Here is a 20,486-nt window from a genome sequence, read left to right on the forward strand (position 1 = left end):
CTATTTTGCCTTAACCCTAGAGGGTTTCTGAATTCCAGACTGTTAACTGTTACACGGAGAGACATTTGCTCTGGGAAAGACTGGCCCAGCCATGCCCAGGGGCAGTAGACACGACGTTAGTGGCTAGTGTTGAGCTTTTCTTCAATTTTGCGGCTGCCCAGCGACATGGCGTAGCAAAACAGCCAGTAGATCACGGCTAGAAACAGGTAAACCTCAGCGTAACGGCCCAGGTAGGACGGGTTGGCCAAGATCGATTTACCGATGCCCAGCAGTTCTGCCAAACCCACAATCGACAACAGAGTGGTGTCTTGAAACAGGCTAATAAACTGACCTACGATCGCCGGAATGGCAATTTTGAGGGCCTGAGGTAGAACAATGAGACCCAGGGTCGTAGGCGTATTCAGCCCCAGCGACATCGCCGCTTCATTCTGGCCTCGGGGCACCGCTTGCAGGCCAGCTCGTACGTTTTCGGCCAGGTAGGCGGCGCTAAACAGGGCCAACGCAATAATCGCTCGCAAGATGCGATCGGGCCGCGACCCGATCGGTAAAAACAGCGGAATCATCACCTGGCCCATAAATAGCAGGGCCACCAGGGGCACCCCTCGCACCAGCTCAATGTAGGCGGTAGACAGCCACCGCACCACCGGCAGCGCACTGCGCCGCCCTAGGGCCAGCAGCAGCCCCAGCGGAAAACATAGGGCAATACCGCTGACAGCCGTAAACAGCGTCAGCACCAGCCCGCCCCAGTCGTTGGTGGACACGGGGGTGAGCCCCAGGCCACCGCCAATCAGCCAGAGGGCGGCAAAGTACGATAAAAACCAGGCCAGCGACACCCACTTGCCAATGCTGGGAAACTTGCGCCCCGCCTGTCGGCCCGCCGCGGCTGCGATCGCCACCAGAGCCACCATCGGCAACAGCTTGAGGGAACTGGGTCGCGTAGGCGGAAACAGCACAATAAAGGCACACACCAGCCCCAGGCCAATTAGCACGCTGCGGCTAAACAGGGTCGAGACATTGCGGCCCAGCACTCCCCACGACAGGCCCGCCAGGCCGCAGACGATCGCCAGCAAGGCCCAGATGCGCGGATAGAGACCGGAGGGAAAGGTGCCGGTCATAAACAGGCCAAAGTTGTTGGGAATAACCTGCCACTGGGCAGTAGTTAAAGCCCAGGACGTAAGCCGGATAGCTCCCCAGCTAAAAATGCCGACAATGATAACGGTCAGCAGGCTGTTGAACCAGTCGCTAAACAGGTTTTTTTTGGCCCAGGCCACAGGCCCGAGGCCAACGACTTCAGGAGGCGCTGAGGAAAACGAATCGGGAGTTACGGTGGTCATGGCTTAGCGCTCCTTGAACTGTACGGCCTGGTTGAACTGGTTCATTACCAGGGTGATGAGTAAGCAAAGAATGAGATAGGTGGCCATCAGCACCACAAACACTTCCACCGGTCGCCCGGTTTGGTTGTAGGTGGTGGTCGCCACCGAATACATCTCGGGAAAGGCGATCGCAAAGGCCAGGCTAGTGTTCTTGGTCAGGTTCATGTACTCGCTGTTCATGGGCGGAATAATTACCCGCAGCGCCTGGGGAAAGACCACCAGCCGCATCACGATACCCGCATGTAACCCTAGGGAACGGGCCGCTTCCCATTGGCCCTTCGACACCGACTGAATCCCCGCCCGCACAATTTCGGCCACAAAGGCCGAGGTATAAAACACCAGAGCGGTGAGAGCTGCTACATACTCCCGCGACAGCCGCAGACCGCCGGTAACGCCACCGCCCTCAATGCCCTCAGGCACAGTCCAGTTCATGCCAAAGACGATAATGGCTAACCAGACCAGGCCCAATACCGCTAGGGCAATTAGCTGGGTCTGACCACCGGCACCGGTTTCAATGCGAATTTTGGTGCGCCACTGCCACAGGTAAAAGGCCGCGATCGCCGCCCCAATCGTGGCCGCAATGCCGAGCACCGCCAGCACAGCACTGCTAGCCCAGGGAATGTAAACCCCCCGGTTATTTAAAAAAGCCAACCCCAGCACGCCAATTTGGTTATCTGGGCTGGGCAGAGCACCAAAAATAGCGAAATACCAAAAGAATAGCTGTAGAAGCAGCGGCACATTGCGCACCAGGCCCACGTATATCCGGCTGAGCCTGTGTACCAGCCAGTTCTTAGAAAAGCTGGCCACGCCCGCCGCTGTACCCAGCACAGTGGTGAGGGCAATACCCGCTGCTACCAGGGTTAGCGTATTGCCCAGCCCTACCATTAGCGCTCGCCAGTAAGGGTCGTTGGGGCGATACTGAATCAGGCTTTCACCAATGCTAAAGCCAGCGGGGTTGAGCAAAAAACTAAAGCCAAAAGCCCGCCCCATCTGAATCAAGTTACGGTTCAGGTTGCCCAGGAAAAAGCTCAGCAAGAGAAAGACAACGAGCAGGGTGATTACCTGAAAGGCAATTTTCCAGAATCGCTCATCCCGCAGCATTGCCTTCAAATTGAAGGATTTGCTGCCGCTATCGTGGGCCATCTATGTCACCTGCGGTTAGGTCGTGTAGTCAAGTCGTGTAAGAGCTGTATGCAAAATAATCCAAGAGTGATGTCAAGAAAAGTTCAATTTGTTACAAGGATTTATGAAAAAGGCGCAGTCTAGCTGCGCCTTCTAAGCTTCAGAGATTAAGGAGAATAGCTTAAGGAAGCGTATTGCTCCCAGATCTTGCCTTAACGGAAGGGGGGAGAGTACATGAGGCCACCCTCAGTCCACAGAGCATTTTGGCCTCGCTCTAGAGCAAACTCAGAATCAGCCCCAACGTTGCGCTCGTAGATCTCGCCGTAGTTGCCCACCTGGCCAATGACATTTGCCATGAAGTCGTTGGGTAGACCCATGTCGGTGCCCAGGGTGCCCTCAGCTCCTAGGAAGCGAGCAATGTCAGGGTTCTCAGTGCCCTCAAAGGTGGCGACGTTTTCAGAGTTGATGCCAAACTCTTCGGCCTGTATCAGACCATAGGTCGTCCACTTGACGACGTCGAACCAGGCTGAGTCGTTATTGGTGGTCACAGGGCCGAGGGGCTCTTTAGACATGGTGACTTCGAGCAAAACGTGCTCGTCGGGGTTGGGCAGGGTGCTGCGGCGAGCAACCAACTGCGACTTATCAGAAGTCATCCCTTCGCAGCGGCCTTCGGCGTAGGCGGCGTAGGCGGCGTCAGCATCCTGAAACACGACCGGCTCAAAGTCGACATTGATCTGGCGCATTTGGTCGGTCAGGTTGAGCTCGGTAGTGGTGCCGGTTTCAACGCAGATGGCCTGGCCAGCAAAGTCTTCAAGGGTTTCAAGGCCGCTATCGGCTCGCACCAGCATGCCCTGACCGTCAAAAAAGGTGGTCGGCGCAAACTCTAGGCCAACACTGGTGTCGCGGCTAACGGTCCAGGTGGTGTTGCGAGAGAGCATATCGACCTCGCCCCCAGACAGCGCGGTAAAGCGCTCGGTAGAGTCTAGACGACGATATTCTACCGCTTCGGCATCGCCCAAAACGGCAGCGGCTACGGCTTTGCACACATCTACGTCGAGGCCCGAGTAGGTACCACTTTCATCTACAAAGCTAAAGCCCGGAATGCCACCGTCTACACCACAGATCAGCTGTCCCCGATCCTTCACTACATCTAGTCGGCTACCACCGGCAGCGACGCCCTCCGTTTCACCATCGGCAGTAGTCGTTGTCCCACCACCGCAGGCGGCCATCGTTAGCCCTAGGGCAGCTGCGAGTAAACCCCACTTACGCATGAATTAATCCTCACTCACATAAAAAACTTTGCAAAATGTACACTCTTTCAAAACCGAGAGTGTTGCACTTGTTAACACTCCAACGGTTTGAGTTTTGATTTTGCATCAGATATAACAATATACCTGGAGGAGGATTCAAGTGGGACGGATCCGCTAGCTTCTGCAATGGAAAAACGTCAGCGTTCTTGATCTTATAGTGGATGCATTAGCTTCTGGCCATGGCAAACGCCCGTTTCCTGGGCTCGTGTCCTAGGCTCTAATAGATTTAGCCGAGTGTCTGTTAACGTTCAAACTTGGGATTGTGGCTATTTCTGCGTAATCTCTGCACAGTACGCCGCTTCGCCGATGCAGCCTACGTATGGATCCCAAAAATTGGGCTTGACAGATCACTAGCGTTCTTGGGCCAGGTCGCGGATTAGGGGAATTTTGGCGCGAATGTAACCGTGGAGCTGATCGGTTTCGGCTTGGTCGATAGACTGATGCCCGGCGAACTGATCTAACAGCCAAGACACCAGGCTGTTGTCATCTAAGGCAAGAAGATGCTTGCTCTGCGACCGTTCCACCAAAGACCACAGGTGTCGTAGGAGCTGAGGATTCATAGCAGTTGTTAATAATTTCTTTAGATTTATCCTAATGCACTTAACTCCGTATGCGGCAGGGTCAAGGAATTATTAACATCCCTTATTTCACAGCGCTGCTAATCTACCGGTGGGGTGAGATGCTGCTACGGGCGGGGCAGTTAGCATCAGTCTCCCAGGCGATCGCACGGGCCACGGTGCAGATGCCTGCCACCGCAATGCCATGACGCCGCAGGGTATGAGCGGCCGATTGAGCCGTAGCCCCAGTGGTAAAAATATCGTCTAGCAGCCACACCGTGGTTTTACGCAGGGCACTGACCTGCTTTGGATTGACGTCGAAGGCCTGGGCCAGGTTTTGCTGGCGGGCCGAGCGGCCGAGGCTGTGCTGGGGTTGGGTAGCCTGAACCCGCCGCAGTCCATCGCTGTGCAGGGGCAGTCGGGTTAAGCGGCAAAAGGACCGGGCTAGCAGGTCGGCCTGGTTAAAGCCGCGCTGCTGGAGCTTGGTAGGGTGCAGGGGAATGGGCACGATGGCCACCGGGCCTACCGATGGCTCTGACTTGACCCCATCGCGCCAGGTTTGCCCCAGCTCGGCACCCAAAAACTGAGCGACATCAGCATGTCCAGTGTATTTGAGGCTGCTAATGATTTGGCGCAGGCTGCCCTCGTAGCGGCCCCAGCTCATGACTGTAAGGTCGGCCATAGGGCGATCGCAGGGGGTTGAGGTTTGGCACTGCCGCACCTGATGGCAGCAGCTTGGGCAGAGTACCGCCGAGGTCGATCGCTGGCACAGCGGGCAGGGGCTAGCTAAAAAAAGGCTGAGCAGCTGCTGTCTACCCTGGCTCAACCAGGTTTGGGCTGATGAAGAGTGGTGCATGGGATATGCCCGGTGGGGAGGAGGCAGGGCTGTGGCCGAGCGCTGCTGGGTCTATTGTTGCGAAGACCGGCAGCGGCGACGAGGGTGAAAATAACGAATTTGGGTGCCACTTGCCCCATTTTGGGTCTTCGGGCAGGCGGCTAAGGCGATGGCCATCGCGTAGAATCTGTAAATATAAGATATTGACTCGAATAAAACGCTCCTTGGCAATACATTTGGCCCAGTGCCTTAGTTTTTTGAGCAGGCCGACAGAGTTTTGGGCAGGCCGACAGACCTGGGGCTTTGATAAGCATTGATTAAAAACTAAATACATTGGCCACCTCCCTCAGGCTAGTTTTTGGTGAGGGCTAGCCTTCTACCGCTGGTATGACCTGGTTTCGACAACTGGATGACCTGGGTTTAGCCGATCTGAAATCCGTTGGCTACAAAGCCTATTACCTGGGCCTGCTCAAGCAGCAGGGATTGCCTGTGGCCAACGGAGGGGTGCTAACGGCTGCCACCTGGCATCACAGCCTAGAGCAGATGGCCTGGCCAGAACCAGCGGGCGATCGGCTGTCGTCAGTTTGCCGGGATGGGTTTCAAACCCTGCAGCAGTATAGTCAGCGGTGGCAGCAAGCCATGCGAGCGATTCCGGCGATCGCCCTGGCTGATTGGTCAGATGTCCCTCAGCCCAGTGACGCTGTGCCTGCCGCTTGGATGCTGCGCGCGTCGCTGTGGGTAGATGGGCAGTCAGAGGATTTGGCTGCTGCCCCAGTGCTGATCAGCAGTGGCCTTTTGCCAGCCCAAATTGAGGCCGACTTTGCCGCCCTGCCCCAGATGCTGCCGCAGTTTTGGAGCCAGGCGCTGACGGCTCGCTGCTTACCCGTCTGGCAACGCTACGGCCAGTGCCTGAGCGATATCCACCTCGCCACCCTCGTGATGCCGGTCTACCCCGCGATCGCATCAGGTACCTTAACCCTTGCCCAGGGGCAAATTACTGTAGCGGCAGTTGCTGGGCTCGGGCAAGCCCTAACGCAGGGAGAAGCGATTCCGACCTACTGTTGCACCAGCCGTAGCAAGATTGCTGTGGCCACCTGGAAACCAGGGTTTCAGGAGCGCGTTTACCAGTTAATGCCAGCGTCTAAGTATCGACCCCGCCCAGCGGCTGTAGCCCAGCCCGTTCAGGTCATAGAACGCGATCGCCCCGAATTGCAAACGCCCCTAAGTTCTGCCCAACTGGCTCGCCTGGTGCATTTGGCCGATCTGGCTCAAACCGCTCTGGGTAGTAGCGGGGTGCGCCTGGAGTGGTTGCTGCACCCCAGCGCCAACCCCGATCAGCCCACCCTAATGATTACCGAAGCGGCCCCCTGGAGTGACCCAGCAGCAGTAGCGGCTGCGCCCACGCCTGCGCCCGCCGCTCGGCCCCGAGGGCAGCCGCCGCTGCTGCCCTCAGCCAGCACAGTCGTACGCGGCATTGGGGCCGCAGGAGGGCAGATTCAGGGAGTGGCGGTCGTGGCCAACCATCCCCAGGATTTACCCAAGTCTTTACCGTTAGGGTGCATTGTGGTGCTGCCCGACCTCCAGCCTGACCTGTTTTTGCAGCTACAGGCCGTTACAGGCATTGTGACCGAGCGGGGTGGGGCTACCTGTCATGCCGCCATTTTGGCGCGGGAGGTCGGTATTCCAGCGGTGGTGGGGGCACCCCAGGCCACCCAGCTGCTAGAAACCGGTATGGTGCTCTGGCTCGACGGCGATCGCGGTGTCGTCTACGGCCTGACCGATGAGGCTGCCAGTCACCAGCAGTTTCAAACCGCACTCACCCAGTTTCAATCGACGGCTGCTCCCACGGTTGACCTGTCGCCCCAGCATAAAGCTCGCTATCAGCGGCTGCACACTCAGGTCATGATCAACCTCAGCCAGACTCGGCAGCTGGCCACCCTGCCCCTCGATTACGCCAACGGGATTGGCCTGCTGCGATCGGAGTGGCTGCTGCTGGACGTGTTGGACGGTCGGCACCCGTGGGACTGGGTCAACCAGGGCCAGGGGGCCGAGCTGCAAAGCCGCCTGGTGCAGCAGCTAGAGCCCATTGCCCAGGCTCTAGGGTCTAAGCCCCTGCGCTACCGTAGCCTCGATCTGCGATCGCATGAATGGCAAGCCCTACAGGGCAGCCCTCCGGTCGAACCTAACCCCATGCTGGGGCTACGGGGCACCCTCAGCTACGAGGTTGACGATCGCCTGTTTCAGGTTGAGCTGGGGGCGTTGGCCACCCTGCAACGCGCTGGCTACACCAATTTACAGCTCATTTTGCCCTTTGTGCGCACCGTCGAAGAGGCGATCGCCTGCCGCCAGCGTATTGAGCGAGCTGGCCTGCTTGACGCAGACGGTTTTGCCCTCTGGATTATGGCCGAAGTACCGTCGGTGCTGTTTTTACTGCCCGCCTACGCCCAGGCCGGCATCCAGGGGATTGCCATTGGCTCTAACGACTTGACCCAGCTGCTGCTGGCCGTCGATCGCGACCAGCCCATCATGGCCTCTGCCTACGACGAACGCCATCCCGTCGTGCGATTGGCCATGGCTCACCTGGTTCAGGAGGCCCACCGCTGCGGCCTGATCTGCTCTATTTGCGGTCAGGCCCCCGTCCGCCATCCCGAACTGATTGCCGATTTAGTCGCCTGGGGCATTGACTCGATTTCGGTAGAAGCCGCTGCCCTACCCTTTACCCTAGAGGCCGTATGGCAGGCCGAGCAGGGCGAGCACTAGACCAGGAAAACCGCAAAATTCCCCACAATACACAGCGATCGCCATAGCATGGTCGATAATGACAACGTTGTGCAGACAGTTACTCCCTATGTCTTTTCCTACAAACCTAGCTACCCTAGATGGTGCTCCTTTGGCCTCCGAGTCACTGGCTGACAAAGTCGTTCTGTTTGTGAATGTGGCCAGCAAGTGCGGCCTTACCCCTCAATACAACGGCCTGGTCGAGCTTGACAAAGCCTACAGCGATCGCGGGCTGATGATTGTGGGTGTGCCCTGCAACCAGTTTGGCCAGCAGGAACCCGGCAGCCCCGCAGAAATTCAAGATTTCGCCAAAAACAAGTACGACGTCGACTTTACCCTGCTCGAAAAGCAGGACGTCAACGGCCCCAACCGCAGCCCCCTCTACCAATTTTTGGTAGGCGAAGGCCCCGATATTAGCTGGAACTTTGGCAAGTTTTTGGTCGGGCGCGACGGTAGCGTAGTCGCTCGTTTTGACCCCAAAACCCCTCCCAACGACCCCGATCTAAAGGCTGCGATCGAGCAAGCCCTGGGCTAATTGGCCAGGGTCGTCAGCACATCGTGCAGCAGATCTTGGTGCATGAGGGCGCGATCGACCCGCGATTTGATCTGTTCTGGCGTCAGTGGGTCGCCGTTGGCATAGACCTCCAGCCAGGTTTTGGTGATCTGCGCTGGGGTCTCTGGCCAGCGGTGAGCCCCGGCTTGGGGGCTAAGGTCAAAGCCCGGCAGGTCGAGGTCGGCCATCAGCTGGCTAACCTTGGGGTCGTAGCTGAGCCCAAAGCAGCGGCAGCCCTCAGCCGCTGCCATAATCAGAGCGTGCAGCCGCATGCCAATCGTCATGTCTACCCCGCGAAACAGCCCCTTGAGCTGGTGTGGATCGCTGAGCGTATAGATCTGGTTGGGGCCGGGCAGGCGAAGCTGAATGTACTCGGCAATGGGCATGTCTTTGACCGGCTGAAACGGCACTAGCAGCAGGCAGGTGTGGGTAGCCTTTTGAAACGAAGCCAGAGCCTGAGTGAACTGGTCGAGGTGGCGCTCGGTTAGCCAGGGGTGCGGGCGCAGGGCTACAGCAACCCGGGGGGCAGGCAGCTCCCACAGCCCTTCTACAGGCGCTGATTCTAAGGCCCATACCGGGTCAGGGGCCTGCATACCCGGCACCTGCCACCGGGCTAACCAGGCTGCCGAACCATGATCGCGTACGCTGACAGCGTCGCAGCGACCCAGAGCGTAGCGGCCCAGCCCCTGGCTGAAAGGATGGTTAAGCGGGCCAATGCCCTGGCCCCAGGCAATGGTTTTTAGCCCCAGCCACTGGGCGATCGCCATTAGTCCACCATAGTAAATTGGGTTTTGCAGGCTAGTGGCATCTTGCAGCAGGCTACCGCCCCCCCAAATAAACACATCGGCCCCTCGCAATGCCTGAATGACTGGCCCTAGGGCCTTTCGGGGCACTGCCTCAACTCCGTAGCGCTGAGCGGTTTCGGCCGGGTTGCCCGACAGTACCACCGGAGTTACTGTCGAGGGCAGCATTTGCAGCAGGGTGGCCAGCAGCGCTTCGTCGCCGCCGTTGCCCATGCCATAGTAGCCACACAAAACCGCTCGCATTCTCCACCTACCCCAGTTGACCCGTTAGGTAAACCGCTATACGCGATACACCGACCTCTCTACAATAGAGGCTGTTGTTACGCCCCGAACCCCATGCATGCCCTCTCACTACCCACCTGGATGATCCATATTTCAAGCGTGCTGGAGTGGATGGCAGCCATGTGGTTTATCTGGCAGTTTGCCACAGTAACCCAGCGGCCCGTGTGGCGGTGGCTGGCGATCGGCATGTTTCCGGCCCTGGTCAGCGCCATGGCCGCCTGTACCTGGCACCTGTTTGACAATGCACCCAGCCTGGCCTGGCTGGTGACCCTACAGGCAGCACTGACCGTAGGGGGCAATGCTACCCTCTGCCTCGCCGCCTGGTGGATTTGGCGGCACGGGCAAGTTTCGGCAGAAAGCCCAGAGTGAAAACCCTAGTGCTCTGTCAACGGTTAAGTTTAGAGTGTGACTGATCGTGGTGTGGCCTGTCTGCGGTGCATTGCTGCGCGAATGCACCCTACAAAACTAACTTCTTCGCATCCACCCATTCACTCATCCACCCATCCACTCATTCACTCATCCACCCATCCATTCATTCACCCTACGCTCATCACCCTACTCCACCCAATGCTCGACAAAAACACCCTTTTCGCCATGTCCCTCTTCCCCTACCTGGGGTTTCTATGGTTTATGACCCGCACCAAGGAGACGCCTCGGCTGGCCCTGACCGGGTTTTACGCGCTGCTGATATTTGTGGCAGTAACCATTCCGGCAGGCATTTACGCCAAGGTAGGACTAGGCGAAGAGTTAGCTAATGTCGACTGGCTTCACGGCAGCGCAGAGGCGTTTTTAACGCTGTCGAATATTTTGGTAGTGCTGGGGTTTCGCCAGGCCGTGTTGCAGCATCAGGCAGGGCTAAAAGAGGTGGGGAAAGAAGGGCAATGAGGACGGTGAGGATTTCTCCTCAGTCCCCCATCTCCTCGTCCCCTGAGGCAAAGGCCATTTGCCAGAAGGCGGCTTCGAGGTCGGCAACCCGCAGAAAGGCGGCCTCAGCCTGGGCCTCGACGCTGGAGTTGGCAGATGCAAGGGCGGCATCGGCCTGGGCCGCCAGTAGATTAACGTAGTCGGTAAAGCCGGGGTTGCCCCAGCGATCGGCAAACTCGGTGTAGGGCGCGGGCATGGGGCCGGGGAGTTGCCAGCCCTGGTTGTAGGCATACTCAATAGCCCATAGAGCGGTGGACTGCACAGCATAGGGGGCAATGGCCAAGCTAGCCATAAATTCGCGGTAGCGCTGACAGGTGGGCTGAGACGGAGTCGCGAGGTTGAGCGATCGCTCGGCAGCCTTGGCCTCAAACCATAGCAGCTCGTCTTTGAGGGCACCTAGGCCCGCCAGCAGCACATCAATGTGGTCATCCGGGGCTACCGCCAATACGCGACCCACCATACGGGTAAAGTCTTTGACAAACAAAAAATCTTGCACCAGCCAGGTGTTGAACTGGGTTGGCTGTAAGGTGCCGCTGTGGCAGCCGGTCAGGAAGGGATGAATAGTGGCCTTTTTCCAGGCAGCAGGGTAAGTTTGCAAAAGGGTTTGGCAGGTCAGAGACATGAACATTTCCTTAGGGACGAGAGGGATGGTGTATTGCGTTTTAGGTATCAGGTGTGCGGTTTACGGTTTGGCCTTATACCTGACACCTTGGACCCAATACCTACCCCCTAATTCGGCACAATTTCCGTAACAACGCGGCCGCCGTCGACCACTACGGTTTCGTCGTCGAGGCGGCCCACGGCGCGGGAGCCACTGAGGTTAATGGCGGGGTCGGCCTGGCGATAGTTGACCTGGCCTTCGGCTACTACAGTTTCGGTTTCAACGTTCCAGTTGAGGCGATCGCTGGTCATGCGGGTCTGGTTGGTTTCGCCGACCGCCACCACATCCTGGGAGAGCATAATCTGCTGTTCAGCCAGGTTCATCTGGCCCTGGCGGGCTGTAACCCTAATTTTGTTTTCAGGGTGAACCAACGTCAGAGGCTGGTTGACGGCCACCTGCTCTTCGTCCACCTGCCAATCGAGGGCTTCGCTGGTCATGTTGAGCGGTAGCTCTAGCATTTGCATGGCCACCTGCCCCCGCAGAGCAACCAGTTGATCGGCCAAGTCTAAGGACCCGCGCTGGCCAACAACGATATCGGTAATGGCATTTTGCTTAAACTGCTCTACCCGCAAGGGCTGCGCGCTCTCAACGCGTTCGTCCTCCCAAAACCAGGTCAGCTCCTGTGCCTGGAGCTTGAGCCACGGGTCGGTCTGCGGATCGGCCACCACAGTGCTGGCAACCACATTACCCTCAAGCTCCATACGATTCTCGCGGTTAAACACCCGCGCTTCGTCGGCCGCTGCCCGCAGCTGCGGGTGAGTACCAGTAATTTGATCACGCATGATCAGCACGTCGTCCTGGGGTCGCCACTCCATTTCGCTGCCCCGCAAAATAGAGCCATTCTTAACGCCTGTGGCGACGATATTGCCCCGCAGCAAAATAACGCTGCCGTTTTCCCGCACTTCGCCTGTGTCAGCGACGACTTTGTAGATTACCTCGCCATCCTGGAAAAGATCGCCATCGGGCCGGGTAATAAAAGCCACCTGTTGGTCGGTGCTATAGGTGACCTCGTCGCCCTTGACCCGCCACAACATCTGCCCATCGTCGTCGGGCTGCTCAAGGGTAACATCGCGCAGGGTGAGGCCGGGCTCTGGTTCGGTTGCCGAGGGGTCATCGGCCCCTCGGTTGAGACCTGGCCCTGGGCCGAGTAGGCTGTATAGCCCGATCGCCAAAGCCGCGATCGCAGCTCCCCCCATCGTTAACTGCCGCCATTTTGCCATGGGTCGCCTAAAAGTTATTCGCCAATTACCACGCCGTCTTCAGGCGGATTGTCGGCAGTGGCTAGGTTAGACAGCGGCCGGTAAGTGTAGTTATGGGTAGGAGAATTGCGGGGCAGCTTTCTAATGTCGTCTTTGACGCCTTCGAGGTCGATATAGCGATCGGCCACGTTGATCAGGCTGTCGCTGGTCATCGATCGCAGGCTGACCACCTCAACCCGCGCCCCCCGGTAGCTGGCGGCATCGGCGGCATAGGCCAAATCACCATCACCGCTAACCAGTACGGCGGTGTCGTAGTAATCGACCAAAGCAACCAAATCTACGGCAATCTCGACATCGAGATTGGCTTTCTTAGATCCGTCGGGTAGCTGCACCAGGTCTTTGGCGATGACCCGGTAGCCGTTGCGCCGCATCCACAGCAAAAAGCCCTGCTGCTTTTCGTTAGTGCGATCTACCCCGGTGTAGAAAAACGACCGAAACAGGCGCGACCCAGCGGTAAGCTTGCACAGCAGCTTGGTGTAGTCGATCTCTATACCTAGCTGCAGCGCCGCATAGAACAGATTGGAGCCATCAATAAAAATGGCTACTCGCCCCCGATTGTCGAGCACCTGCTCAGGGGTGAATATGGCATCGTCGCTCAATAAGGAATGGCTGTGATGTGTATCTAACATGAGTTTTTTATGGTTTTTAAATTGAATTTGCGGAATTTAAAAGCGAAAGCAAAAAGCGCTGGGGTAGTTTTTTATCAAGGGCTGGCTGCCGTTTCGGGCAGCTCTAGCCGCTGAAATACGGGAGCGGCTTCTCCCAAGGGTTGACCTGGGGGCAGGTACCCCCAGGCGGCGTGGTCAGCGTAGCCGATCGCTTGACCAAGAGCTTTGTCATTAAAATCAACGGCAAAGCCCAGCTGGGTATAAATCTGGTTGCTAATGTCAGGAATAATCGGCGATAGCAGATAGGCGGCCTGACGTACCGACTCCAGTACAGCGTATAAGACGACTTCAGTCTCGGCCTGTTTGCCCTGTTTATAGAGGCTCCAGGGAGCTTGCTCATCCAGGAACTTGTTGCTGGCCTGCACCAGGACCAGGGTGGCCGTGCAGGCTTGGCTAAAGGCTAGATGGGTGTAGGCTTTATCGATTGTATTGGGGAGGGCGGAGCCGATCGCCCGCAGAGAGTGGTCAGCGGCGATCGCATGCGGATCGACATCGGGCACCTTGCCGTCGCAGTAGCGGGCCGCCATTTTGAGGGTGCGGTTGAGCAGATTGCCCAAATCATTGGCCAAATCGGCGTTGAGCACGTTGATAAAGCGAGTTTCGTTAAAATCGCCGTCTTTGCCAAACTCAATTTCGCGCAGGAAGTAATAGCGCACGGCATCGGCACCATAGGTCTTAACCAGCGCCACCGGATCTAGGGTATTGCCCTGGCTTTTGCCCATTTTTTGGCCATCTTTCGTCAAAAAGCCGTGGCCGTACACCCGCTCTGGTAGCGGCAGCCCCGCCGACATCAGCATGGCTGGCCAGTACACGGCGTGAAAGCGCAAAATATCTTTGCCAATCAGATGGGTATTGATCGGCCACCAGTCGTTAAGGGCTTTTTCCAAACTGGGCGGTTCGCTGGGGTCTTGCAGGGCGGTGATGTAGCCCAAAAGCGCATCAAACCACACATAGAGCGTATGGCCAGGGTCGGTAGGCACCGGAAACCCCCAGTCGAGGTTGATGCGCGAAATTGAAAAATCTTGCAGCCCCCGCTTCACAAAGCTCAGCACTTCGTTGCGGCGCGACTCGGGCTGAATGAAATCGGGGCGATCGGCGTAGAGCTGCTCTAGCTGAGCTTGATAGTTAGACAGCTTAAAGAAATAGTTCGACTCGTCGCGCCACTCAACGGCTTTGTTGGTGTGGATGGGGCAGTGCTGGTTGGGCAGCAGGTCGCGCTCTTCTTTAAATTCTTCGCAGGAGACACAGTACCAGCCCTGCTGCTGGCCCTTGTAAATATCGCCGCGATCCCACACGCGCTGAAAAAATTCGTTGACGATGACATTGTGGCGGGGGGAAGTGGTGCGAATGAAGCGATCGCAGTCAATATTGAGCAGCGTCCACAGCCGCTCAAACCCAGCCACAAACTCATCGCAGTGTGCCTGGGGCGAAACGCCCCGTTCTTCGGCGGTGCGCTGAATCTTTTGGCCGTGCTCGTCAGTGCCCGTAATCATCAGCACCGGATGCCCCATCAGCCGGTAAAACCGAGCTACGACATCAGCCGCAATAGTCGTGTAGGCACTGCCAATGTGGGGCAGGCCGTTGACGTAATAGAGCGGTGTCGTAATGGCAAAGGGCGGTTTATCGGCAGGGGTAAAAGTCATACAACCAACGGGAACACTTGCCTGCTAAAAGGCTGAATCAACAACGGCAACCATCGGCCCAATAGCCACTAGAACTAAGCTCTAGGGCAAAACCCGACAGATAACCAGGATAGCAGTGTCAGCTAAAAGCTGACCTTTGACACCTGCATGAACCAAATGCCAACCCGCATCCTAGCCTGCTGTGTTAAAGTTCCCTGAATAAAACCCAGAAGATTTAAGCATCTGGCGGAGTAAAACAATCATTATCAAACGGCTGCTGTAAAGCAAACTCATTCGTCGTCGAGCAGGCCCACTCGGCCCGGTGGCCAAAATCGCACCACGGCTTTACCGATGATATTTTCCTGAGGTACAAACCCCCAGGCGTGGCTGTCGTAGCTGCTGTTGCGGTTATCACCCAGCACTAGGTAAGACGCGTCGGCCACTTCCTCGGGTCCCCACTGGTAGTCGGGTGGAGCTTTGATGTAGGGCTCGCTCAGCACCTCGCCATTGCGAATCACCTCACCATCGCGCACCTCGACCACATCCCCCGGTAGGCCAACAATACGTTTGATAAAGGCATCTCGCCGCTTGCCTGGAGGGGTGAGACTTTCGGGCGGCCAAAACACCACGATATCCCCATGTTCAGGGGGGTTAAGGTGGTAGCTAATTTTTTCGATTACTAGGCGATCGTTTATTTGCAGCGTAGGCTCCATCGACCCAGAGGGAATGTAGCGCGCCTCTGCCACAAAGTGCCGAATCCCCAACGCCAACACCACGCTTAGCCCAATAGTTTGCAGCCCCTCCACCCAGGGGTTGGGCTGCGATACCTGCTTTTGTCGCCCTGGACCTTGATCTAGGGCAGGTTCGGGCGGCAGCGAAGATTTATCAGACTGATCGGTCACAGGTGTGTCCCCGAAAATTTATAGAGCAGGGTAGGCTCGGGTAGCGCTGAGGCGTATTTACACCACAGACGTTTCCCTTTGATCTGTCCTAGTGTAGTCGATCTGCTTTGCAACCAACTGCCCTGTAGGATAGGGGTTATCGCAATTACAGACGGTCACCTGAGACGATGCATCGGGGATAGATCTAGGCGGCGGGCGAAGCAATTCCTGCGGAAATTGCAGGGGCCAGATCTTCAGACCACAGCCCTTTGTCTTCGAGCCAGGAGCGGCTGTAAATGCGTGACTGGTAGCGCGAGCCGCCGTCACACAGCACCGTAACAATTTTGTGGCCGGGGCCGAGCTGTTTGGCCAGCTTAACCGCCGCTGCTACGTTAATACCTACTGAGCCACCCATAAATAGCCCGTCTTTATAGAGCAGTTGATAGATGGTGTGCAGCGCCTCAGCATCTTCAACTTGAATGGCATCGTCAATGGGCACGCCTTCCATATTGGCAGTAATGCGGCTGTTGCCAATGCCCTCGGTAATCGAACTGCCCTGGATGTTGATTTCGCCAGTTTTGATATAGCTGTAGAGCCCGCTGCCCATGGGGTCAGCCACGACGCAGCGAATTTGGGAATTTTTCTCTTTGAGAAATAAGGCCGCGCCCGCGTAGGTGCCGCCGGTGCCGGTAGCGGCGACCCAGCCATCAACGGTGCCCTCGGTCTGCGCCCAGATTTCGGGGCCGGTGGTTTCGTAATGGGCCAGGCGGTTGGCTAAGTTGTCGAACTGGTTGGCCCAGATGGCATTGTCGAGTTCTTCGGCCAGGCGACCCGAGACCTTGACGTAGTTGTTGGGGTCGCGATACGGCACGGCAGGCACCGGGCGGACCTCGGCCCCCAGGGTGCGCAACAGGTCAATCTTTTCCTGGGACTGGGTATCGGGAATGACAATTAAACAGCGGTAACCCTTGGCGTTGCAGATATGGGCCAGACCAATGCCGGTGTTGCCTGCGGTGCCTTCGACCACGGTGCCGCCGGGCTTGAGCAAGCCTTTTTCTTCGGCGTCTTTAATGATGTAGAGGGCGGCACGATCTTTGACCGACCCGCCGGGGTTGAGAAATTCTGCTTTACCCAAAATGTCGCAGCCGGTCGCTTCGCTGACGCTGGGGAGGCGAATTAAGGGGGTGTTGCCTACCGTGGCGACAAAACCGTTTTTGATGTCCATATGCTTCGTAACCGTTGACAACAGACTGCTGCGCCGGGGCTGACGCTGACCCATGTTCTAGCGCAGGTCGCCTCTTCATCCTACGGTGAAACGGCGGGCTTCTCGGCTAGAATCGGGGTGCTTTCTACAGTTTTGGATCGCTTTTGAGGATGTTGCTGAGGGGCGATAGTCTAAGGGGAGGCATTGGGGGCGATTCTCATCCTGAGACACTTCGTCAACGCCCGTTGGTGATCTACCCATCTCTAATCGGTGCCAGTCATCGCTAGCAACCCAACTTCCTTGTTCTAAGCACCGATCTAAAGGACTGTAACTCCTGGCTTTCTTTAGTTTGACAGCGAGAAAAGCAGCTAGCATCTGTCATCAGAACATGATCTCGGCCTCAGCCCAAACCCTGCTGCTGCTATTAGCCCCTTGTTTCGCCTCTAGCTCCAATGAAAACCCTTGAAGCGCTCATTTTTGATGTCGACGGTACCCTGGCCGAAACCGAGCGCGACGGCCACCGGGTCGCGTTTAACCAGGCGTTTCAAGAGTTTGATCTGCCCTGGCACTGGCCGGTGGGCCTCTACGGTCAGCTATTGCGGGTAGCCGGAGGCAAGGAGCGCATTCGCTACTACATGGACCGCTACCAGCCAAAATTTCAGCTTCAAGCCGATACCGATGAGTTGGTGGTAGCGCTGCATCAGGCTAAAGCTCGCCACTTTCAGGCGCTGGTCGAAAGCAATGTAATACCGCTGCGGCCTGGGGTGCGGCGATTGATCGAGGCGGCTCGGAAGGAAGGGGTGCGGCTGGCGATCGCGACCACCAGCGCCAAAGACAGCGTTATCCCGCTGCTAGAGCATCTGCTGGGGCCAGAGTCGCCCACCTGGTTTGAGGTGATCGCCGCCGGAGACATGGTGCCGACTAAAAAACCCGCCCCCGATATCTATAATCTGGTGGTCAACGCCATGGACCTCAACCCCGCCACCTGCCTGGTGATTGAAGATAGCCCGCAGGGGTTAGAAGCGGCGATCGCCGCCGGGCTCCCCACCGTGGTCACGGTCAATGACTACACCCGCAGCTATGCTTTGCCCGGCGCTCGCCTCGTTATCAGCCATCTAGGCGAACCCAGCCTCCCGTTTGAAGTGCTTTGGGGCAAAGCCAACAACGCCTACTATTTCTCGCTAGATTTGGCTCAGGCGATCTTGCCGTCTTGAACGCACCACCTTTCGGTAGGCGGTGTGTAGTTTTATTTATGCCTGGGTTAAGGGCGCACGCCGTACGCCCCTACAGGGCTACCTTTGTGCCCGCCATTCCCTCGTCCCCCCATCATCTATCTCAATCTATGCCGCTCTCTCAAACGCTCTGGCAAACTAACCAAGACCTCGCTACCGCCTGCCTAAATCACCCCTTTGTGCAAGGCCTGGGGGATGGCACCCTACCCGTGGAGAAATTTGCTTACTACGTGGGTCAGGATGCTTTTTTTCTCGAAGCCTTTGCCCGTGCCTATAGCATCGCCGCTGCCAAAGCGCCTACCTGGGAAGCGTTCCAGGTGTTTCACCAGCTGGCAGATGGGGTGTTGGCTGAGCTTAATCTACACGGCAGCTATGCCCAGGAATGGGGCGTGGATCTGACCACCGTTACCCCCGGTGCCGCCACTCGCCGCTATACCGATTTTTTACTGAGCACCGCCTGGGGACAAGCGCCTGGGGCGACGGCGATCGCAATGGCCCCCTGTATGCGGCTCTATGCTTTTTTAGGGCAGTCGCTAGCGCAGTTCGACTCGCCATCCCACCGCTACAGCCCGTGGATAGAGACCTACAGTAGCGACCAGTTTGAACCCTTGGCCGCGCAGCTCGAAGCGCTGATTGACGACCAAGCTATCGATACCCCCAGCAACCAGGCTGCCTACCGCTACGCGATGGACTGCGAACTGGCCTTTTTTGAAGCCGCCTGGAACATCGAGGCGTAACGCCTAAAGATTAAAAATTGAAGAGTCAGAGTTGACTGGCTAAGAGCTGGCGGACGTCTTCGTCACTGGTTTGAGAAAAGTCTTCGTACCAAAACCCGATCGCGCGCAGCGCTTCAGGCATAGCGACACACACCACCTCATCGACTTCTCGGCTCAGCTCCTCACAGATGGGTGGGGCGGCTACTGGAGCGGCCACGATTAGCCGAGCGGGCTGCTGGGGTTTGATCACCGAGACGGCGGCTCGCATGGTGGCTCCAGTGGCGATGCCGTCGTCGACCAAAATAACGGTGCGATCGCGAATCTTGGGCTGGGGTCGATCGCCCCGGTAGGCGCGATCGCGGCGCTGCAACTCTTGCAGTTCTTTGGCCGCAATAGCGTCAATCATTTGGGCCGAAATCTCTAGACCATTAACGACATCGTCATTGAGCACTCGCACTCCACCCGAGGCGATCGCCCCCAGGGCCAGTTCTTCATGGGTGGGCACACCCAGTTTGCGCACCAGGCAAACATCTAGCCGGGCATTTAGAGCTTTGGCCACTTCGTAAGCTACCGGCACCCCGCCGCGCGGCAGCCCCAGCACCAGCACATCGGCGCGATTGGCATAGCGCTGCAGCCGTTCAGCGAGCCGTCTGCCAGCATCGGCACGGTCATGAAACGGTATAGCGTGGTCAGTAGCATCGAGCATGTTCTACCTCCTTTTCCTACCTCCTTTGCAGAAGGGGCTGGGCGGCCAGCACGACCTCAGACCCATGTCCACACCATATCCACAATGGTCTAACAGATCAGGCCTATCGACTATCAACTTTGATTTAGACTGACGCGTAATCCAGCCCCTGATTGCCGCTGCGACTCAACCCAAACATTAACCAACCAGGCCCCTTCGCCAGAGATAATAAACGCGGAAACGTTCACAGGCTCGCCCCATGACTGCCGACATTCGTCTACTCGTGCTCGATATCGACGGTACCCTGGCCGGAGAGTCTAATCAGATCAACGCCCCTGTGCTGGAGGCCATTGGCCAGGTGCAGCAGCGCGGGATTGCGGTTGCGATCGCCACCGGGCGCATGTACCAATCGGCCCTGCGGTTTCACCAGCTGGTTGGCTCTGTGCTGCCGCTGATGGCCTACCAGGGGGCCTTCATCAAAGACCCCAAAACCCAAAAACTGCACCGCCACACCCCCCTGCCCCGCAATTTAGCGCTAGAAATTTTGGCCTACCTGGCCCCGATGGAGGCCAGCAACGACCTATCGATTCACCTATATATTGACGACCAGCTCCACGTGCGGGCGATTATCGACGACACCGAAGCCTACGCCCAGCGATCGGGCATTCGACCGATCGCAGCGGGCGACCTGGCTATGCTGCTGAACAACAACATGGCGATCGAAACCACCAAGTTGCTGACGTTGAGCAACAATCTTGATCTGCTCAGCGACATTTTGAGCCATTTGAGCCAGCGCTACCCCACCGAAGACCTGTATCTGACGCGATCGGTGGAGTACTTCGTCGAGGCGACCCATCCCCTGGCCCACAAGGGCGAAGCCGTGCGGTACCTGGCCGAAGATCTTTTGGGTCTCAAGCCTGACCAGGTGATGGCTGTCGGCGATAACTACAACGATTTGGAAATGCTGCGCTACGCAGGCATCGGCGTGGCCATGGGCGATGCGCCTGAACCTGTCAAGCAG

General features: G+C 57.4%; 20 protein-coding genes. 7 read left to right on the plus strand and 13 right to left on the minus strand.

Annotated features, from left to right (window positions below; genetic code table 11):
• Positions 1-116 precede the first annotated feature (116 nt).
• From IQ273_RS06620 to IQ273_RS06640, 5 genes are all read right to left on the minus strand, one after another.
• On the minus strand, positions 117-1,334 hold the full coding sequence (locus IQ273_RS06620) for an amino acid ABC transporter permease (RefSeq protein ID WP_194022384.1): 1,218 nt from the start codon (positions 1,332-1,334) through the stop codon (positions 117-119).
• 3 nt (positions 1,335-1,337) lie between these two features.
• Positions 1,338-2,516, minus strand: a complete 1,179-nt coding sequence (locus tag IQ273_RS06625) for an amino acid ABC transporter permease (protein ID WP_194022385.1) — start codon at positions 2,514-2,516, stop codon at positions 1,338-1,340.
• Positions 2,517-2,707: 191 nt separating this feature from the next.
• Positions 2,708-3,766 (minus strand): amino acid ABC transporter substrate-binding protein, encoded by a 1,059-nt coding sequence (locus tag IQ273_RS06630; RefSeq protein ID WP_194022386.1) that lies wholly within the window; start codon positions 3,764-3,766, stop codon positions 2,708-2,710.
• Positions 3,767-4,155: 389 nt separating this feature from the next.
• Positions 4,156-4,365, minus strand: a complete 210-nt coding sequence (locus IQ273_RS06635) for a hypothetical protein (RefSeq protein WP_194022387.1) — start codon at positions 4,363-4,365, stop codon at positions 4,156-4,158.
• Between the two features lie 103 nt (positions 4,366-4,468).
• A complete protein-coding gene (locus IQ273_RS06640) occupies positions 4,469-5,218 on the minus strand; it encodes a ComF family protein (RefSeq protein ID WP_194022388.1) in 750 nt (249 codons plus the stop codon).
• Between the two features lie 366 nt (positions 5,219-5,584).
• Here IQ273_RS06640 and IQ273_RS06645 point away from each other — a divergent pair, with 366 nt between their 5' ends.
• Together IQ273_RS06645 and IQ273_RS06650 are read left to right on the plus strand one after the other, a co-directional pair.
• Complete coding sequence (locus tag IQ273_RS06645; RefSeq protein WP_194022389.1) at positions 5,585-7,957, plus strand: putative PEP-binding protein; 2,373 nt, start codon at positions 5,585-5,587, stop codon at positions 7,955-7,957.
• An 88-nt stretch (positions 7,958-8,045) separates the two neighbouring features.
• The gene (locus IQ273_RS06650) at positions 8,046-8,510 is read left to right on the plus strand and encodes a glutathione peroxidase (protein ID WP_194022390.1); all 465 of its coding nucleotides are present in this window, start codon (positions 8,046-8,048) and stop codon (positions 8,508-8,510) included.
• Here IQ273_RS06650 and csaB read toward each other — a convergent pair.
• Positions 8,507-9,574, minus strand: a complete 1,068-nt coding sequence (csaB, locus tag IQ273_RS06655; protein ID WP_194022391.1) for a polysaccharide pyruvyl transferase CsaB — start codon at positions 9,572-9,574, stop codon at positions 8,507-8,509. The genes IQ273_RS06650 and csaB overlap by 4 nt on opposite strands.
• A gap of 93 nt (positions 9,575-9,667) precedes the next feature.
• Here csaB and IQ273_RS06660 point away from each other — a divergent pair, with 93 nt between their 5' ends.
• Both IQ273_RS06660 and IQ273_RS06665 read left to right on the plus strand, forming a co-directional pair.
• The gene (locus IQ273_RS06660) at positions 9,668-9,982 is read left to right on the plus strand and encodes a DUF2499 domain-containing protein (RefSeq protein WP_194022392.1); all 315 of its coding nucleotides are present in this window, start codon (positions 9,668-9,670) and stop codon (positions 9,980-9,982) included.
• Between the two features lie 198 nt (positions 9,983-10,180).
• Complete coding sequence (locus IQ273_RS06665) at positions 10,181-10,498, plus strand: DUF3593 domain-containing protein (RefSeq protein WP_194022393.1); 318 nt, start codon at positions 10,181-10,183, stop codon at positions 10,496-10,498.
• A 19-nt stretch (positions 10,499-10,517) separates the two neighbouring features.
• On the opposite strand, the gene IQ273_RS06670 is transcribed toward IQ273_RS06665, so the two are convergent.
• The 6 genes from IQ273_RS06670 to IQ273_RS06695 all read right to left on the minus strand — a co-directional run bounded on the left by IQ273_RS06670 (position 10,518) and on the right by IQ273_RS06695 (position 16,853).
• The gene (locus IQ273_RS06670) at positions 10,518-11,159 is read right to left on the minus strand and encodes a TenA family transcriptional regulator (RefSeq protein WP_194022394.1); all 642 of its coding nucleotides are present in this window, start codon (positions 11,157-11,159) and stop codon (positions 10,518-10,520) included.
• 107 nt (positions 11,160-11,266) lie between these two features.
• On the minus strand, positions 11,267-12,418 hold the full coding sequence (gene lptC / locus IQ273_RS06675) for an LPS export ABC transporter periplasmic protein LptC (RefSeq protein WP_228052449.1): 1,152 nt from the start codon (positions 12,416-12,418) through the stop codon (positions 11,267-11,269).
• A 14-nt stretch (positions 12,419-12,432) separates the two neighbouring features.
• Positions 12,433-13,086 carry an NYN domain-containing protein gene (locus IQ273_RS06680; protein WP_194022395.1) on the minus strand — a complete coding sequence of 218 codons (654 nt, stop codon included), beginning with the start codon at positions 13,084-13,086 and terminating at the stop codon, positions 12,433-12,435.
• Positions 13,087-13,160: 74 nt separating this feature from the next.
• Positions 13,161-14,768 (minus strand): methionine--tRNA ligase, encoded by a 1,608-nt coding sequence (gene metG / locus IQ273_RS06685; RefSeq protein ID WP_194022396.1) that lies wholly within the window; start codon positions 14,766-14,768, stop codon positions 13,161-13,163.
• Positions 14,769-15,037: 269 nt separating this feature from the next.
• Complete coding sequence (gene lepB, locus IQ273_RS06690; protein ID WP_194022397.1) at positions 15,038-15,649, minus strand: signal peptidase I; 612 nt, start codon at positions 15,647-15,649, stop codon at positions 15,038-15,040.
• Positions 15,650-15,833: 184 nt separating this feature from the next.
• Positions 15,834-16,853 (minus strand): cysteine synthase A, encoded by a 1,020-nt coding sequence (locus IQ273_RS06695; RefSeq protein ID WP_194022404.1) that lies wholly within the window; start codon positions 16,851-16,853, stop codon positions 15,834-15,836.
• 431 nt (positions 16,854-17,284) lie between these two features.
• Between IQ273_RS06695 and IQ273_RS06700 the strand changes: the two genes are divergently transcribed.
• Both IQ273_RS06700 and IQ273_RS06705 read left to right on the plus strand, forming a co-directional pair.
• On the plus strand, positions 17,285-18,046 hold the full coding sequence (locus IQ273_RS06700; RefSeq protein WP_194022398.1) for an HAD-IA family hydrolase: 762 nt from the start codon (positions 17,285-17,287) through the stop codon (positions 18,044-18,046).
• A 128-nt stretch (positions 18,047-18,174) separates the two neighbouring features.
• Positions 18,175-18,801, plus strand: coding sequence for a TenA family protein (locus IQ273_RS06705; protein ID WP_194022399.1), 627 nt, complete (start codon positions 18,175-18,177; stop codon positions 18,799-18,801).
• A gap of 25 nt (positions 18,802-18,826) precedes the next feature.
• On the opposite strand, the gene IQ273_RS06710 is transcribed toward IQ273_RS06705, so the two are convergent.
• Positions 18,827-19,486, minus strand: a complete 660-nt coding sequence (locus tag IQ273_RS06710; RefSeq protein WP_194022400.1) for a phosphoribosyltransferase — start codon at positions 19,484-19,486, stop codon at positions 18,827-18,829.
• Between the two features lie 238 nt (positions 19,487-19,724).
• Between IQ273_RS06710 and IQ273_RS06715 the strand changes: the two genes are divergently transcribed.
• Positions 19,725-20,486 (plus strand): Cof-type HAD-IIB family hydrolase (locus tag IQ273_RS06715; RefSeq protein WP_194022401.1); only part of this gene is annotated, 762 nt, incomplete at its 3' end.

Origin of the sequence: Nodosilinea sp. LEGE 07298 (genome assembly GCF_015207265.1) — a bacterium.
In the GTDB taxonomy this organism is placed as follows: domain Bacteria; phylum Cyanobacteriota; class Cyanobacteriia; order Phormidesmidales; family Phormidesmidaceae; genus Nodosilinea.

Bases quoted from the DNA above. Each gene is read 5' to 3' on its own strand.
- IQ273_RS06620 (WP_194022384.1), bottom strand. From the start codon at position 1,334: ATGACCACCGTAACTCCCGATTCGTTTTCCTCAGCGCCTCCTGAAGTC.
- csaB (WP_194022391.1), bottom strand. From the start codon at position 9,574: ATGCGAGCGGTTTTGTGTGGCTACTATGGCATGGGCAACGGCGGCGAC.
- IQ273_RS06635 (WP_194022387.1), bottom strand. From the start codon at position 4,365: ATGAATCCTCAGCTCCTACGACACCTGTGGTCTTTGGTGGAACGGTCG.
- IQ273_RS06710 (WP_194022400.1), bottom strand. From the start codon at position 19,486: ATGCTCGATGCTACTGACCACGCTATACCGTTTCATGACCGTGCCGAT.
- lptC (WP_228052449.1), bottom strand. From the start codon at position 12,418: ATGGCAAAATGGCGGCAGTTAACGATGGGGGGAGCTGCGATCGCGGCT.
- IQ273_RS06700 (WP_194022398.1), top strand. From the start codon at position 17,285: ATGAAAACCCTTGAAGCGCTCATTTTTGATGTCGACGGTACCCTGGCC.
- metG (WP_194022396.1), bottom strand. From the start codon at position 14,768: ATGACTTTTACCCCTGCCGATAAACCGCCCTTTGCCATTACGACACCG.
- IQ273_RS06670 (WP_194022394.1), bottom strand. From the start codon at position 11,159: ATGTCTCTGACCTGCCAAACCCTTTTGCAAACTTACCCTGCTGCCTGG.
- IQ273_RS06630 (WP_194022386.1), bottom strand. From the start codon at position 3,766: ATGCGTAAGTGGGGTTTACTCGCAGCTGCCCTAGGGCTAACGATGGCC.
- IQ273_RS06650 (WP_194022390.1), top strand. From the start codon at position 8,046: ATGTCTTTTCCTACAAACCTAGCTACCCTAGATGGTGCTCCTTTGGCC.
- IQ273_RS06645 (WP_194022389.1), top strand. From the start codon at position 5,585: ATGACCTGGTTTCGACAACTGGATGACCTGGGTTTAGCCGATCTGAAA.
- IQ273_RS06625 (WP_194022385.1), bottom strand. From the start codon at position 2,516: ATGGCCCACGATAGCGGCAGCAAATCCTTCAATTTGAAGGCAATGCTG.
- IQ273_RS06680 (WP_194022395.1), bottom strand. From the start codon at position 13,086: ATGTTAGATACACATCACAGCCATTCCTTATTGAGCGACGATGCCATA.
- IQ273_RS06665 (WP_194022393.1), top strand. From the start codon at position 10,181: ATGCTCGACAAAAACACCCTTTTCGCCATGTCCCTCTTCCCCTACCTG.
- IQ273_RS06640 (WP_194022388.1), bottom strand. From the start codon at position 5,218: ATGCACCACTCTTCATCAGCCCAAACCTGGTTGAGCCAGGGTAGACAG.
- IQ273_RS06705 (WP_194022399.1), top strand. From the start codon at position 18,175: ATGCCGCTCTCTCAAACGCTCTGGCAAACTAACCAAGACCTCGCTACC.
- IQ273_RS06695 (WP_194022404.1), bottom strand. From the start codon at position 16,853: ATGGACATCAAAAACGGTTTTGTCGCCACGGTAGGCAACACCCCCTTA.
- IQ273_RS06660 (WP_194022392.1), top strand. From the start codon at position 9,668: ATGCATGCCCTCTCACTACCCACCTGGATGATCCATATTTCAAGCGTG.